This is a genomic window from Mycobacterium sp. smrl_JER01 (assembly GCF_048513595.2).
GTDB lineage: Bacteria > Actinomycetota > Actinomycetes > Mycobacteriales > Mycobacteriaceae > Mycobacterium.
This window is the reverse complement of the sequence record NZ_JBLXXK020000001.1, coordinates 4,181,919-4,196,148: the sequence shown is the minus strand read 5'-3', so window position 1 is coordinate 4,196,148 and position 14,230 is coordinate 4,181,919. Positions and strand designations below refer to the sequence as shown.

9 protein-coding genes and 2 rRNA genes are annotated in these 14,230 nt (G+C 62.6%); 10 read left to right on the top strand and 1 reads right to left on the bottom strand.

All coding sequences use genetic code 11. The features are described 5' to 3' along the window. Positions 1-2 precede the first annotated feature (2 nt). The 7 genes from ACNUDN_RS19455 to ACNUDN_RS19425 are packed head-to-tail and all read left to right on the top strand — an operon-like array spanning position 3 to position 6,847. Complete coding sequence (locus tag ACNUDN_RS19455) at positions 3-518, top strand: F0F1 ATP synthase subunit B (protein WP_419123416.1); 516 nt, start codon at positions 3-5, stop codon at positions 516-518. After that, entirely contained in the window at positions 518-1,855 is a 1,338-nt protein-coding gene (locus tag ACNUDN_RS19450) for a F0F1 ATP synthase subunit B/delta (RefSeq protein WP_419123415.1), read from the top strand. Before ACNUDN_RS19455 ends, ACNUDN_RS19450 begins: the two co-directional genes overlap by 1 nt. A gap of 51 nt (positions 1,856-1,906) precedes the next feature. Beyond that, positions 1,907-3,553 (top strand): F0F1 ATP synthase subunit alpha, encoded by a 1,647-nt coding sequence (gene atpA / locus ACNUDN_RS19445; RefSeq protein WP_419123414.1) that lies wholly within the window; start codon positions 1,907-1,909, stop codon positions 3,551-3,553. 38 nt (positions 3,554-3,591) lie between these two features. Then, complete coding sequence (locus tag ACNUDN_RS19440; RefSeq protein WP_419123413.1) at positions 3,592-4,521, top strand: F0F1 ATP synthase subunit gamma; 930 nt, start codon at positions 3,592-3,594, stop codon at positions 4,519-4,521. Positions 4,522-4,561: 40 nt separating this feature from the next. Then, positions 4,562-5,989 (top strand): F0F1 ATP synthase subunit beta, encoded by a 1,428-nt coding sequence (atpD, locus tag ACNUDN_RS19435; RefSeq protein WP_419123412.1) that lies wholly within the window; start codon positions 4,562-4,564, stop codon positions 5,987-5,989. A gap of 39 nt (positions 5,990-6,028) precedes the next feature. After that, positions 6,029-6,394, top strand: coding sequence for a F0F1 ATP synthase subunit epsilon (locus ACNUDN_RS19430; RefSeq protein WP_419123411.1), 366 nt, complete (start codon positions 6,029-6,031; stop codon positions 6,392-6,394). Positions 6,395-6,400: 6 nt separating this feature from the next. Further along, complete coding sequence (locus ACNUDN_RS19425; RefSeq protein WP_419123410.1) at positions 6,401-6,847, top strand: DUF2550 domain-containing protein; 447 nt, start codon at positions 6,401-6,403, stop codon at positions 6,845-6,847. Here the strand turns inward: ACNUDN_RS19425 and ACNUDN_RS19420 are convergent. Continuing rightward, on the bottom strand, positions 6,841-7,416 hold the full coding sequence (locus ACNUDN_RS19420; RefSeq protein ID WP_419123409.1) for a cob(I)yrinic acid a,c-diamide adenosyltransferase: 576 nt from the start codon (positions 7,414-7,416) through the stop codon (positions 6,841-6,843). The genes ACNUDN_RS19425 and ACNUDN_RS19420 overlap by 7 nt on opposite strands. Positions 7,417-7,498: 82 nt before the next feature. Here ACNUDN_RS19420 and murA point away from each other — a divergent pair, with 82 nt between their 5' ends. From murA to ACNUDN_RS19405, 3 genes are all read left to right on the top strand, one after another. Then, the gene (gene murA / locus ACNUDN_RS19415; RefSeq protein WP_419123408.1) at positions 7,499-8,752 is read left to right on the top strand and encodes a UDP-N-acetylglucosamine 1-carboxyvinyltransferase; all 1,254 of its coding nucleotides are present in this window, start codon (positions 7,499-7,501) and stop codon (positions 8,750-8,752) included. A 353-nt stretch (positions 8,753-9,105) separates the two neighbouring features. Then, positions 9,106-10,627 (top strand): 16S ribosomal RNA (locus tag ACNUDN_RS19410). A 399-nt stretch (positions 10,628-11,026) separates the two neighbouring features. Further along, positions 11,027-14,150 (top strand): 23S ribosomal RNA (locus ACNUDN_RS19405). Together the 16S and 23S rRNA genes form the textbook arrangement of a ribosomal RNA operon. Positions 14,151-14,230: the final 80 nt, after the last annotated feature.

Here is a 14,230-nt window from a genome sequence, read left to right as displayed (position 1 = left end):
ATATGGGTGACCTGACCGCAACCGTGCTGGCAGCCCCCGCTGCCGACGAGAGCGAGGCGACCAGCAACTTCCTGCTGCCCAACGGAACCTTTTTCGTGGTGCTGCTGATCTTCCTGGTCGTCCTCGCCGTGATCGCCAAGTTTGTCGTGCCGCCGGTGAGCAAGGTGCTGGCCGAACGCGAGGCGATGCTCGCCAAGACGGCTGCCGACAACCGGGAGGCGGCCAAACAGCTCGAGGCCGCTCAGGACGACTACAACAAGGCGATGACGGGTGCGCGCGGTGAGGCGTCCTCGATTCGCGACGAGGCCCGCTCCGAGGGGCGCCAGATCGTCGACCAGGCGAGAGCCGAAGCCGGCGGCGAAGTGGCCGAACAACTGCAATCGGCGAACGCGCAGTTGGAGCAGACGGCGTCGACCACGTCGACTCAGCTCGAGTCGTCGGTCGACGACCTGTCCAACACACTGGCGAGCCGCATCCTGGGTGTCGACGTCAGCGGCACCGCGAGCGAGAGGCGCTGATGTCGACGTTCATCGGGAACCTGGTGGGGTTCTCAATCATCGCATTCCTGCTGTGGAAGTACGTGGTTCCGCTGATCCGTCGGATGATGCACGCCCAGCAGGAGGCGGTGCGGATAGCCCTCGAGGAGAGCAAGACCGCGGCGGAGAAGTTGGCCAACGCCGATGAGATGCACAAGAAGACCCTCCAGGACGCCGAGTCCCAGGCGGCCAAGGTGAAAGAAGAAGCGCGGACCGACTCGGAGCGTATCGCCGAGCAACTTCGCGCCCAGGCCTCCGTCGAGGCCGAACGCATCAAGTCCCAGGGGCAACAGCAGGTCGAACTGCTTCGGCAACAGACGATTCGGGGTCTGCGCCAGCATCTCGGCCTGGAGTCGGTCCAGAAGGCCGAGGAGATCGTCCGCAACTATGTCGCGGATCCGGCCGCGCAATCCTCGACGGTGGACCGTTTCCTCGACGAACTCGACCAGATGGCACCGTCACCGGCGGTGCTGGAAGCCGGGGCGTCGCTGCACCTACGGGCCGCCAGCCGCGAAGCACTGGCCGAGCTGGTGCAGAAGTTCGAGGCCTCCGCCGAGGGCACCGATTCCGCTGCCCTCGCCACGCTGGCCGACGACCTGTCGGGAGTGGCGAAGCTCCTGGTCAAGGAGTCGGCGCTGAACAAGCATCTCGGCGAACCCGCCAACGATGCGTCGGCCAAGGTTCGGATGGTCGAGCGGCTCTTCGACGGCAAGATCGACGCCAGAGCCCTCGACCTCCTCAAATCGGCTGTCGCGCAACGGTGGTCGAGCGAGGGCAACCTGGTCGACGCGCTCGAACATGTCGCTCGCCTGGCGCTTCTGGTGCGCGCGGAGCGGGACGGGCACAGCGAAGAGGTCGAGGATCAGCTCTTCCGGTTCAGCCGCGTGCTCGATTCGGAGTCGCAGCTGAGCCGTCTGCTCGCCGATACCTCGGTGCCTGTCGAGAAGCGGGCCGGACTGCTCAAGAAGGTTCTCGACGCGGGCGGTGGAGTCAACCCTACCGTCGCCGCGCTTCTGACGCAGACGGTCGAACTGCTGCGCGGCGAGCTCGCCGACGCGGCGGTCAACGATCTTGCCGAGCTCGCGGTGGCCCGGCGCGGTGAGGCTGTCGCACAGGTGTCCGCCGCAGCAGACCTCACCGACGAGCAGCGCACCCGCCTGGCAGAGGTCCTGAGCCGGATCTATGGCACCGCGGTGTCGGTCCAGCTCGAAATCGACCCCGACATCCTCGGTGGGCTCCTGATCACGGTCGGCGACGAGGTCATCGACGGTTCCATCTCCTCCCGGTTGGCGGCGGCCCGCGCAGGGCTTCCGGACTGACCGGCCAGCACCAGAGCAGAAACAAACACAAAGGCAGGAAGACGAAAAGCCATGGCAGAGTTGACAATCTCCGCTTCTGACATCGAAGGGGCGATCGAGGACTACGTCTCCTCCTTCACCGCCGATTCCGACCGCGAAGAGATCGGCACGGTCATCGATGCCGGCGACGGCATCGCCCACGTCGAGGGACTGCCCTCGGTGATGACCCAGGAGCTGCTGGAGTTCCCCGGCGGCGTCCTCGGTGTCGCGCTGAACCTCGACGAGCACAGCGTCGGCGCCGTGATCCTGGGTGACTTCGAGAAGATCGAAGAAGGCCAGCAGGTCAAGCGCACCGGCGAGGTGCTGTCGGTGCCGGTCGGTGACGCGTTCCTCGGTCGCGTCATCAACCCGCTCGGTCAGCCGATCGACGGCCAGGGTGACATCGAGGCCGAGGGCCGTCGCGCCCTCGAGCTGCAGGCGCCGTCGGTGGTTCAGCGCCAGGGCGTGTCCGAGCCGCTGCAGACCGGGATCAAGGCCATCGACGCGATGACCCCGATCGGGCGCGGCCAGCGCCAGCTGATCATCGGCGACCGCAAGACCGGCAAGACCGCCGTCTGTGTCGACACCATCCTCAACCAGCGTGAGGCCTGGGCGACCGGCGATCCCAAGCAGCAGGTGCGCTGCGTCTACGTCGCGATCGGCCAGAAGGGCACCACGATCGCTTCGGTGAAGCGAGCCCTCGAAGAGGGTGGCGCGATGGAATACACCACCATCGTCGCGGCCCCGGCCTCCGACGCCGCCGGCTTCAAGTGGCTGGCGCCCTACACCGGTTCGGCCATCGGCCAGCACTGGATGTATGACGGCAAGCACGTCCTCATCGTCTTCGACGACCTGTCCAAGCAGGCCGACGCCTACCGCGCGATCTCGCTGCTGCTGCGTCGCCCGCCGGGCCGCGAGGCGTTCCCGGGCGACGTGTTCTACCTGCACTCCCGGCTGCTGGAGCGTTGCGCGAAGCTGTCCGACGAGCTCGGCGGTGGTTCGATGACGGGTCTGCCGATCATCGAGACCAAGGCCAACGACATCTCGGCGTTCATCCCGACCAACGTCATCTCGATCACCGACGGTCAGTGCTTCCTGGAGTCCGACCTGTTCAACCAGGGTGTGCGCCCGGCGATCAACGTCGGTGTATCGGTGTCCCGAGTCGGCGGCGCCGCGCAGATCAAGGCCATGAAAGAGGTGGCCGGCTCGCTGCGACTGGAGCTCTCGCAGTACCGCGAACTGGAAGCGTTCGCCGCGTTCGCCTCGGATCTGGACGCGGCCTCCAAGGCGCAGCTGGATCGTGGTGCCCGCCTGGTGGAGTTGCTCAAGCAGCCGCAGTACACCCCGTACGCCGTCGAAGACCAGGTGGTCGCCATCTACCTGGGCACCGGTGGTCACCTGGATTCGGTTCCGGTGGAAGACGTATCGCGTTTCGAGACGGAACTGATCGAGCACGTGAAGGCCTCACACGACGACATCCTCGCCGGTATCCGGGAGAGCAAGAAGCTCTCGGAGGAGGCCGAAGAGAAGCTGGCCGGCGTCGTCAACGAGTTCAAGAAGGGCTTCTCGGCCTCCGACGGCAGCTCGGTGGTGGTCAACGAAGCCGAGACCGAGGCGATGGACGAGGCCGACCTGGAGAAGGAATCGGTCAAGGTCCGCAAGCCGGCCCCCAAGAAGTAGGGACGGGAACGGTCGACGGGAAGATCGAGGAGAGCTAGATGGCTGCAACACTGCGCGAGCTTCGTGGGCGCATCCGTTCCGCCGGGTCGATCAAGAAGATCACCAAGGCCCAGGAGCTGATCGCCACGTCGCGAATCGCCAAGGCGCAGGCCCGAGTCGAAGCGGCTCGGCCTTACAGCACCGAGATCACCAGCATGCTCACCGAACTGGCGAGTGCCAGCGCGCTGGATCACCCGCTGCTCGTCGCCCGGGACAATCCGCGGCGGGCCGCGGTGCTGGTGGTGTCGTCGGATCGCGGTCTGTGCGGTGCGTACAACGCCAACGTGCTCCGGCAGGCCGAGGAGCTGTTCTCGCTGCTGCGTGAAGAGGGCAAGGAGCCGGTTCTCTACACCGTCGGCCGGAAAGCGCTCGGGTACTTCAGCTTCCGCCAGCGTGAGGTGGTCGAGTCGTGGGCCGGCTTCTCCGAGCGGCCCACCTACGAGAACGCGCGCGAGATCGCCGACACCTTGGTGACGGCGTTCATGTCGGGCGTCGACGACGAGGGTGAGGACGCGGGAGTCGACGGGATCCTCGGAGTGGACGAACTGCACATCGTGTTCACCGAGTTCAGGTCGATGTTGTCGCAGTCCGCGGCGGCGCGCCGCATCGCGCCCATGGTGGTGGAGTACGTCGGCGACGACGAGCCTTCCGAGGGTCCGCAGACCTTGTTCTCGTTCGAGCCGGACCCGGAGACACTCTTCGACGCTCTGCTTCCGCGCTACGTCGCGACCCGTGTGTACGCCGCGCTGCTGGAAGCCGCGGCCTCGGAGTCGGCTTCGCGCCGCCGTGCCATGAAGTCGGCGACCGACAACGCCGACGATCTGATCAAGGCGCTCACCTTGGCGGCCAACCGCGAACGTCAGGCGCAGATCACCCAGGAAATCAGCGAGATCGTCGGTGGCGCCAACGCGCTGGCCGACGCGCGCTAGCCGACCAACTACACAGGCCCCATCAGGAAGCGAAGAGGAAATGACTGCTACCGCCGAAAAGAGCCCAGGCCGGGTCGTCCGGATCACCGGCCCCGTGGTCGACGTGGAGTTCCCGCGCGGCTCGGTACCCGAGCTGTTCAACGCACTGCACGCTGACATCTCCTACAAGGAGCTGTCCAAGACACTGACCCTCGAGGTCGCCCAGCACCTCGGTGACAACCTGGTGCGTACCATCTCGATGCAGCCCACCGACGGCCTGGTCCGCGGTGTCGAGGTGACCGACACCGGCACCTCGATCTCGGTGCCCGTCGGTGACGGCGTCAAGGGCCACGTGTTCAACGCCCTCGGCGACTGCCTCGACGAGCCCGGCTACGGCAAGGACTTCGACCACTGGTCGATCCACCGCAAGCCGCCGGCCTTCTCCGACCTCGAGCCCCGCACCGAGATGCTGGAGACCGGCCTCAAGGTCGTCGACCTGCTCACCCCGTACGTGCGTGGCGGCAAGATCGCCCTGTTCGGCGGCGCGGGCGTGGGCAAGACCGTGCTGATCCAGGAGATGATCAACCGTATCGCCCGCAACTTCGGTGGTACCTCGGTGTTCGCCGGTGTCGGTGAGCGCACCCGTGAGGGCAACGACCTGTGGGTCGAGCTAGAGGACGCCAACGTCCTCAAGGACACCGCCCTGGTGTTCGGCCAGATGGACGAGCCGCCGGGCACCCGTATGCGTGTCGCGTTGTCGGCGCTGACGATGGCGGAGTACTTCCGCGACGAGCAGGGCCAGGACGTGCTGTTGTTCATCGACAACATCTTCCGGTTCACCCAGGCCGGTTCCGAGGTGTCGACCCTGCTCGGTCGTATGCCGTCCGCGGTGGGTTACCAGCCCACGCTGGCCGACGAGATGGGTGAGCTGCAGGAGCGCATCACCTCGACGCGCGGTAAGTCGATCACCTCGATGCAGGCCGTGTATGTGCCCGCCGACGACTACACCGATCCGGCCCCGGCCACCACGTTCGCGCACCTGGATGCCACCACCGAGCTCTCCCGTACGGTGTTCTCGAAGGGCATCTTCCCGGCGGTGGACCCGCTGGCATCGTCCTCGACGATCCTCGACCCGGCCGTGGTGGGCGACGAGCATTACCGCGTCGCCCAGGAAGTCATCCGAATCCTGCAGCGCTACAAGGATCTTCAGGACATCATCGCGATCCTCGGTATCGACGAGCTCGCCGAAGAGGACAAGCAGCTCGTTCAGCGCGCGCGTCGTATCGAGCGCTTCCTGAGCCAGAACATGATGGCGGCCGAGCAGTTCACCGGCCAGCCGGGTTCGACGGTGCCGCTCAAGGAGACCATCGAGGCCTTCGACAAGCTGACCAAGGGCGATTTCGACCACCTGCCCGAGCAGGCGTTCTTCCTCATCGGTGGTCTCGACGACCTGGCGAAGAAGGCCGAAAGCCTCGGCGCCAAGCTGTGATGAGCGCCGGCGGCATTCAGCTTCGAAAGGTGGTGTGACATGGCCGAACTGCACGTCGAGATCGTCGCCGTGGAGCGCGAGCTGTGGAAGGGTGAGGCGACTTTCGTGTTCACCCGCACCACTGCAGGCGAGATCGGAATCCTGCCGCGGCACATCCCGCTGGTGGCGCAGCTGGTCGACGATGCCATGGTGCGCGTCGAGCGCGAAGGCGAGGACGATCTGCGCATCGCGATCGACGGCGGATTCCTGTCGGTGACCGAGGAGGCGGTACGCATCCTGGTCGAGAACGCGGAGTTCGAATCGGAGATCAACGCCGACTCGGCCAAGCAGGACTCCGAGTCCGACGACGAGCGGACCGCGGCGTGGGGGCGTGCGCGCCTGCGCGCCCTGGGCCAACTGGACTGACCGCCGGTGAGCGCGTCCATGCTGTTCATGGTCGCGCTCGTCGGTGTACTCCTGCTCGCCGTCATCGCGTTGAGCTATCGGCTGTGGAAGCTCCGGCAGGTCGGTGGCACCGCGGCGATCCTGCGTGACGTCCCGGCTGTGGGCGGCCATGGCTGGCGGCACGGGGTGATGCGCTACCGCGGTGGGGATGCGCAGTTCTATCGGCTGTCGAGCCTGCGTTGGTGGCCGGACCGGACGTTGACCCGCCGTGGTGTCGAGGTGGTGTCGCGACGCTCACCGCGCGGCGACGAGTTCGACATCATGACCGACGAGATCGTGGTGCTGGAGTTGCGCGATGCCGGGCCCGAACGCGGCCGCGGATATGAGATCGCCCTGGATCGGGGTGCATTGACGGCGTTCACATCGTGGTTGGAGTCCCGGCCGTCCCCACGGGCGCGGCGCCGCGGCTATTGAACCTTCCCGCCGGGTTGCCACAGCACATCACCGTCGGGGTTGGTGACCCGCGACAGGATGAACAGCAGATCGGACAGCCGGTTCAGATACTTCGCCGGTAGTGCGCTGACCGAGTCCTGGTGGGTATCGACCGCGTGCCACGCCGACCGCTCCGCTCGACGAGCCACGGTGCGCGCGACGTGCAGCAACGCCGACAACGGAGTGCCCCCGGGCAGGATGAACGAGGTCAGCGCCGGTAGCGGCGCGTTGAACTCGTCGCACCACCGCTCCAGCCGGTCGATATAGCTCTGCTGGATCCGCAGCGGGGGATACTCGGGGTTCTCCACCACCGGCGTGGACAGGTCGGCACCCGCGTCGAACAGGTCGTTCTGGATCTGTCGCAGTACCGGCAGCACCCGCTCGTCGGGGTTGCCGAGCGCCACCGCGACGCCGATCGCGGCGTTGGCTTCATCACAGTCGGCGTAGGCCGACAGCCGCACATCGCTCTTGGATACCCGGCTGAAATCACTCAGCCCGGTGGTGCCATCGTCGCCGGTCCGGGTGTATATCCGTGTCAGGTGCACTGCCATGGTCCAAACGGTACCGGGATGCACCCGGTGGTCACGGCTCGGCAGCCTGACACGGCCCATCGCGCTGTTTACACTGACCGGCGTGAGCGAGCGTTTCGTGGTGACCGGCGGTTGCCGGTTATCGGGCGAAGTTGCCGTCGGGGGCGCCAAGAACAGCGTGTTGAAGCTGATGGCAGCGGCACTGCTCGCGGAGGGCACCAGCACGATCAGCAACTGCCCGGACATTCTGGACGTGCCGTTGATGGCCGAGGTGTTACGCGGCCTTGGGGCGACGGTGGAACTGGACGGCGACGTCGTGCGGATCACCTCGCCGGACGAGCTCAAGTACGACGCCGACTTCGCCGCGGTCCGGCAGTTCCGCGCATCGGTCTGCGTGCTCGGGCCGCTGGTCGGTCGATGCAAGAAGGCCAAGGTTGCCCTGCCCGGGGGCGACGCCATCGGGTCACGCCCACTCGATATGCACCAGTCCGGTCTGCGTCAGCTCGGTGCCCGGTGCAACATCGAGCACGGCTGCGTGGTGGCCGAGGCCGACCATCTGCGCGGCGCCGAGATCCAGCTGGAGTTCCCCTCGGTCGGGGCCACGGAGAACATCCTGATGGCCGCGGTGCTGGCGGAGGGGGTCACAACGATCCACAACGCCGCTCGGGAACCCGATGTGGTGGACCTGTGCACGATGCTCAACCAGATGGGCGCCCAGATCAGTGGTGCCGGGTCATCGACGTTGACCATCACCGGCGTCGACCGGCTCTATCCGACCCAGCACCGGGTGATCGGCGACCGGATCGTGGCAGCCACCTGGGGGATCGCGGCGGCCATGACGCGCGGCGACATCTCGGTGACCGGCGTTGATCCCGCCCATCTGCAGTTGGTGCTGCACAAGTTGCACGACGCCGGCGCCACGGTGACCCAGTCCGATGACGGCTTCCGGGTCGTGCAGTACGACCGACCGAAAGCGGTGAACGTCGCCACGCTGCCGTTTCCCGGCTTCCCGACCGACCTTCAGCCGATGGCGATCGGGCTTGCCGCGGTGGCCGACGGCACGTCGATGATCACCGAGAACGTCTTCGAGGCGCGGTTCAGATTCGTCGAGGAGATGATCCGGCTCGGCGCCGACGCCCGGACCGACGGACATCACGCGGTGGTGCGTGGAATCCCGCAGCTGTCCAGTGCGCCGGTGTGGTCGTCGGACATCCGTGCCGGCGCCGGGCTCGTGCTTGCGGGTTTGGTCGCCGATGGTGACACCGAGGTGCACGACGTCTTTCACATCGACCGCGGGTATCCGAAGTTCGTGGAAAATCTCGTCAGTCTGGGCGCGGAGATCGAGCGCATCGCGTAGCGTAGATCTCTCCGAAAACCGCCTCTGTGCTGGCCATTTGGGGCTTTGGCCGACAGCGCGTAGTATTTCCGCCAGAAGCCAAGAGGCACGGATCCGGACGGAGACGATCGGATCGGAAAATCGGGGCTTGACCACCTTGTTCAGAGAGTGTAAGCTGGCAAGGTTGCCTTCAACAGGGCGTGTTGTTTGAGAACTCAATAGTGTGTTTGGTGGTTTTTGTTTGTTGTTTTTTTGGTCTGCCTCTTTTTCCCGTTTTGGGGTGGGCTGTTTTTGGATGCCAGTTTTTGGTGTCTTGGTTTGTTGATCGGATTTCTCTGATTGCGGATTCACCTGACTGTTTGTTGGGTTGTTTTTGTTTGGAGAGTTTGATTCTGGCTCAGGACGAACGCTGGCGGCGTGCTTAACACATGCAAGTCGAACGGAAAGGCCCTTCGGGGTGCTCGAGTGGCGAACGGGTGAGTAACACGTGGGTGATCTGCCCTGCACTTTGGGATAAGCCTGGGAAACTGGGTCTAATACCGAATATACCCTTCTGGTTGCATGGCCTGGGAGGGGAAAGCTTTTGCGGTGTGGGATGGGCCCGCGGCCTATCAGCTTGTTGGTGAGGTTACGGCTCACCAAGGCGACGACGGGTAGCCGGCCTGAGAGGGTGACCGGCCACACTGGGACTGAGATACGGCCCAGACTCCTACGGGAGGCAGCAGTGGGGAATATTGCACAATGGGCGCAAGCCTGATGCAGCGACGCCGCGTGAGGGATGACGGCCTTCGGGTTGTAAACCTCTTTCGCTCACGACGAAGCGCAAGTGACGGTAGTGAGAGAAGAAGGACCGGCCAACTACGTGCCAGCAGCCGCGGTAATACGTAGGGTCCGAGCGTTGTCCGGAATTACTGGGCGTAAAGAGCTCGTAGGTGGTTTGTCGCGTTGTCCGTGAAAACTCACAGCTCAACTGTGGGCGTGCGGGCGATACGGGCAGACTGGAGTACTGCAGGGGAGACTGGAATTCCTGGTGTAGCGGTGGAATGCGCAGATATCAGGAGGAACACCGGTGGCGAAGGCGGGTCTCTGGGCAGTAACTGACGCTGAGGAGCGAAAGCGTGGGGAGCGAACAGGATTAGATACCCTGGTAGTCCACGCCGTAAACGGTGGGTACTAGGTGTGGGTTTCCTTCCTTGGGATCCGTGCCGTAGCTAACGCATTAAGTACCCCGCCTGGGGAGTACGGCCGCAAGGCTAAAACTCAAAGAAATTGACGGGGGCCCGCACAAGCGGCGGAGCATGTGGATTAATTCGATGCAACGCGAAGAACCTTACCTGGGTTTGACATGCACAGGACGCCGGCAGAGATGTCGGTTCCCTTGTGGTCTGTGTGCAGGTGGTGCATGGCTGTCGTCAGCTCGTGTCGTGAGATGTTGGGTTAAGTCCCGCAACGAGCGCAACCCTTGTCTCATGTTGCCAGCACGTTATGGTGGGGACTCGTGAGAGACTGCCGGGGTCAACTCGGAGGAAGGTGGGGATGACGTCAAGTCATCATGCCCCTTATGTCCAGGGCTTCACACATGCTACAATGGCCGGTACAAAGGGCTGCGATGCCGTGAGGTGGAGCGAATCCTTTCAAAGCCGGTCTCAGTTCGGATCGGGGTCTGCAACTCGACCCCGTGAAGTCGGAGTCGCTAGTAATCGCAGATCAGCAACGCTGCGGTGAATACGTTCCCGGGCCTTGTACACACCGCCCGTCACGTCATGAAAGTCGGTAACACCCGAAGCCGGTGGCCTAACCCCTTGTGGGAGGGAGCCGTCGAAGGTGGGATCGGCGATTGGGACGAAGTCGTAACAAGGTAGCCGTACCGGAAGGTGCGGCTGGATCACCTCCTTTCTAAGGAGCACCACGAGACTCGGTCCCGCCCACATCGTGTGGGGGTTCGGTGAGCCGGGCGATTCGTTGGATGGCCTCGCATCTGTAGTGGGTGGGGGTCTGGTGCAACAACAAACGTGAGAAGTGGTGTGGGAACGCTGCTTTGAGGGATCATCAGACACACTATTGGGCTTTGAGACAACAAGCCCGTTTTTCCCTGGCCACTGTGTGTGGTGGGAGGCGTGTTGTTGCCCTGCTTTGGTGGTGGGGTGTGGTGTTTGATTTGTGGATAGTGGTTGCGAGCATCAAAGACGCACAGTTTAGGTTGTGTGTCTTTGTGTAATGCAAATTTTTCTGATGCCCGCATGCTTGCTCTTTTTTTGGGGTTGGTGTGTGGGTGACTCATTTTTTGGTTTTGTGTTGTAAGTGTTTAAGGGCGCATGGTGGATGCCTTGGCACTGGGAGCCGATGAAGGACGTGGGAGGCTGCGATATGCCTCGGGGAGCTGTCAACCGAGCGTGGATCCGAGGATGTCCGAATGGGGAAACCCGGCACGAGTGATGTCGTGTCACCCAACGCTGAATATATAGGCGTTGGGGGGGAACGCGGGGAAGTGAAACATCTCAGTACCCGTAGGAAGAGAAAACAAAAGTGATTCCGTGAGTAGTGGCGAGCGAAAGCGGAGGATGGCTAAACCGTGTGCATGTGATACCCGGCGGGGGTTGTGTGTGCGGTGTTGTGGGGCGTTTCTTCTCTCATCCGCCGATGAGGGCAGGAGTGAGAAATCATGGTGTTAGTTGAAGTGGCCTGGGATGGCCTGCCGTAGACGGTGAGAGCCCGGTAGACGAAAACTCTGTGACTCCTGTGGAGCTGTCCCCGAGTAGCAGCGGGCCCGTGGAATCTGCTGTGAATCTGCCGGGACCACCCGGTAAGCCTGAATACTTCCCAGTGACCGATAGCGGATGAGTACCGTGAGGGAATGGTGAAAAGTACCCCGGGAGGGGAGTGAAATAGTACCTGAAACCGTGCGCTTACAATCCGTCAGAGCCCTCCTTTGTGGTGGGGTGATGGCGTGCCTTTTGAAGAATGAGCCTGCGAGTCAGGGACATGTCGCGAGGTTAACCCGGGTGGGGTAGCCGTAGCGAAAGCGAGTCTGAATAGGGCGTATCCACACAGGAGTGTGTGGTGTAGTGGTGTGTTCTGGACCCGAAGCGGAGTGATCTACCCATGGCCAGGGTGAAGCGCGGGTAAGACCGCGTGGAGGCCCGAACCCACTTAGGTTGAAGACTGAGGGGATGAGTTGTGGGTAGGGGTGAAAGGCCAATCAAACTCCGTGATAGCTGGTTCTCCCCGAAATGCATTTAGGTGCAGCGTCGCAGTGTTCGTGTCGGAGGTAGAGCTACTGGATGGCCGATGGGCCCTACTAGGTTACTGACGTCAGCCAAACTCCGAATGCCGACACGGTGTAATGCGGCAGTGAGACGGCGGGGGATAAGCTCCGTGCGTCGAGAGGGAAACAGCCCAGATCGCCGGCTAAGGCCCCTAAGCGTGTGCTAAGTGGAAAAGGATGTGCAGTCGCGAAGACAACCAGGAGGTTGGCTTAGAAGCAGCCACCCTTGAAAGAGTGCGTAATAGCTCACTGGTCAAGTGATTGTGCGCCGATAATGTAGCGGGGCTCAAGCACACCGCCGAAGCCGCGGCAGCACACCTTGTGTGTGCTGGGTAGGGGAGCGTCCTGCACTCCGGTGAAGCAGCCTGGTAATGGAGCTGTGGAGGGTGTGGGAGTGAGAATGCAGGCATGAGTAGCGATAAGGCAAGTGAGAACCTTGCCCGCCGGAAGACCAAGGGTTCCTGGGCCAGGCCAGTCCGCCCAGGGTGAGTCGGGACCTAAGGCGAGGCCGACAGGCGTAGTCGATGGACAACGGGTTGATATTCCCGTACCCGTGTGTGAGCGTCCCTGATGAATCCGTTCTGCTAACCGCCCAAATGGTGGGCCACCAATCCCTTCGGGGTGCGGGGTTCACCGGCTGCGCGGGACCCGGACGGGTAGTAGTCAAGCGATGGGGTGACGCAGGAAGGTAGCCGTACCAGTCAGTGGTAATACTGGGGTAAACCTGTAGGGAGTTGGATAGGTAAATCCGTCCAGCACATATCCTGAGAGGTGATGCATAGCCGATTGAGGCGAATTCGGTGATCCTATGCTGTCGAGAAAAGCCTCTAGCGAGCGCACACACGGCCCGTACCCCAAACCAACACAGGTGGTCAGGTAGAGAATACCGAGGCGTACGAGTGAACTATGGTTAAGGAACTCGGCAAAATGCCCCCGTAACTTCGGGAGAAGGGGGACCGGAATACCGTCAACACCCTTTGCGGTGGGCAGCGGGATCCGGTGGCACAAACCAGTGAGAAGCGACTGTTTACTAAAAACACAGGTCCGTGCGAAGTCGCAAGACGATGTATACGGACTGACGCCTGCCCGGTGCTGGAAGGTTAAGAGGACCCGTTAACCCTTCGGGGTGAAGCGGAGAATTTAAGCCCCAGTAAACGGCGGTGGTAACTATAACCATCCTAAGGTAGCGAAATTCCTTGTCGGGTAAGTTCCGACCTGCACGAATGGCGTAACGACTTCTCAGCTGTCTCAACCATAGACTCGGCGAAATTGCATTACGAGTAAAGATGCTCGTTACGCGCGGCAGGACGAAAAGACCCCGGGACCTTCACTACAACTTGGTATTGGTGCTCGATACGGTTTGTGTAGGATAGGTGGGAGACTGTGAAACTCACACGCCAGTGTGGGTGGAGTCGTTGTTGAAATACCACTCTGATCGTATTGGGCCTCTAACCTCGAACCGTATATCCGGTTCAGGGACAGTGCCTGGTGGGTAGTTTAACTGGGGCGGTTGCCTCCTAAAATGTAACGGAGGCGCCCAAAGGTTCCCTCAACCTGGACGGCAATCAGGTGTTGAGTGTAAGTGCACAAGGGAGCTTGACTGCGAGACGGACATGTCAAGCAGGGACGAAAGTCGGGACTAGTGATCCGGCACCTCTGAGTGGAAGGGGTGTCGCTCAACGGATAAAAGGTACCCCGGGGATAACAGGCTGATCTTCCCCAAGAGTCCATATCGACGGGATGGTTTGGCACCTCGATGTCGGCTCGTCGCATCCTGGGGCTGGAGCAGGTCCCAAGGGTTGGGCTGTTCGCCCATTAAAGCGGCACGCGAGCTGGGTTTAGAACGTCGTGAGACAGTTCGGTCTCTATCCGCCGCGCGCGTCAGAAGCTTGAGGAAACCTGTCCCTAGTACGAGAGGACCGGGACGGACGAACCTCTGGTCTACCAGTTGTCCCACCAGGGGCACCGCTGGATAGCCACGTTCGGACAGGATAACCGCTGAAAGCATCTAAGCGGGAAACCCCCTCCAAGACCAGGCTTCTCACCCATTAAGTGGGATAAGGCCCCCCGCAGACCACGGGATCGATAGACCAGACCTAGACACCTAGCAATAGGCGCAGGGAACTGGCACTAACCGGCCGAAAACTTACAACAACAACAAACCTCGCAACCACAACCACAAACACAACAACCACACCCCACCACCAAATAACAAGGGGCCCACAAAACTTCCC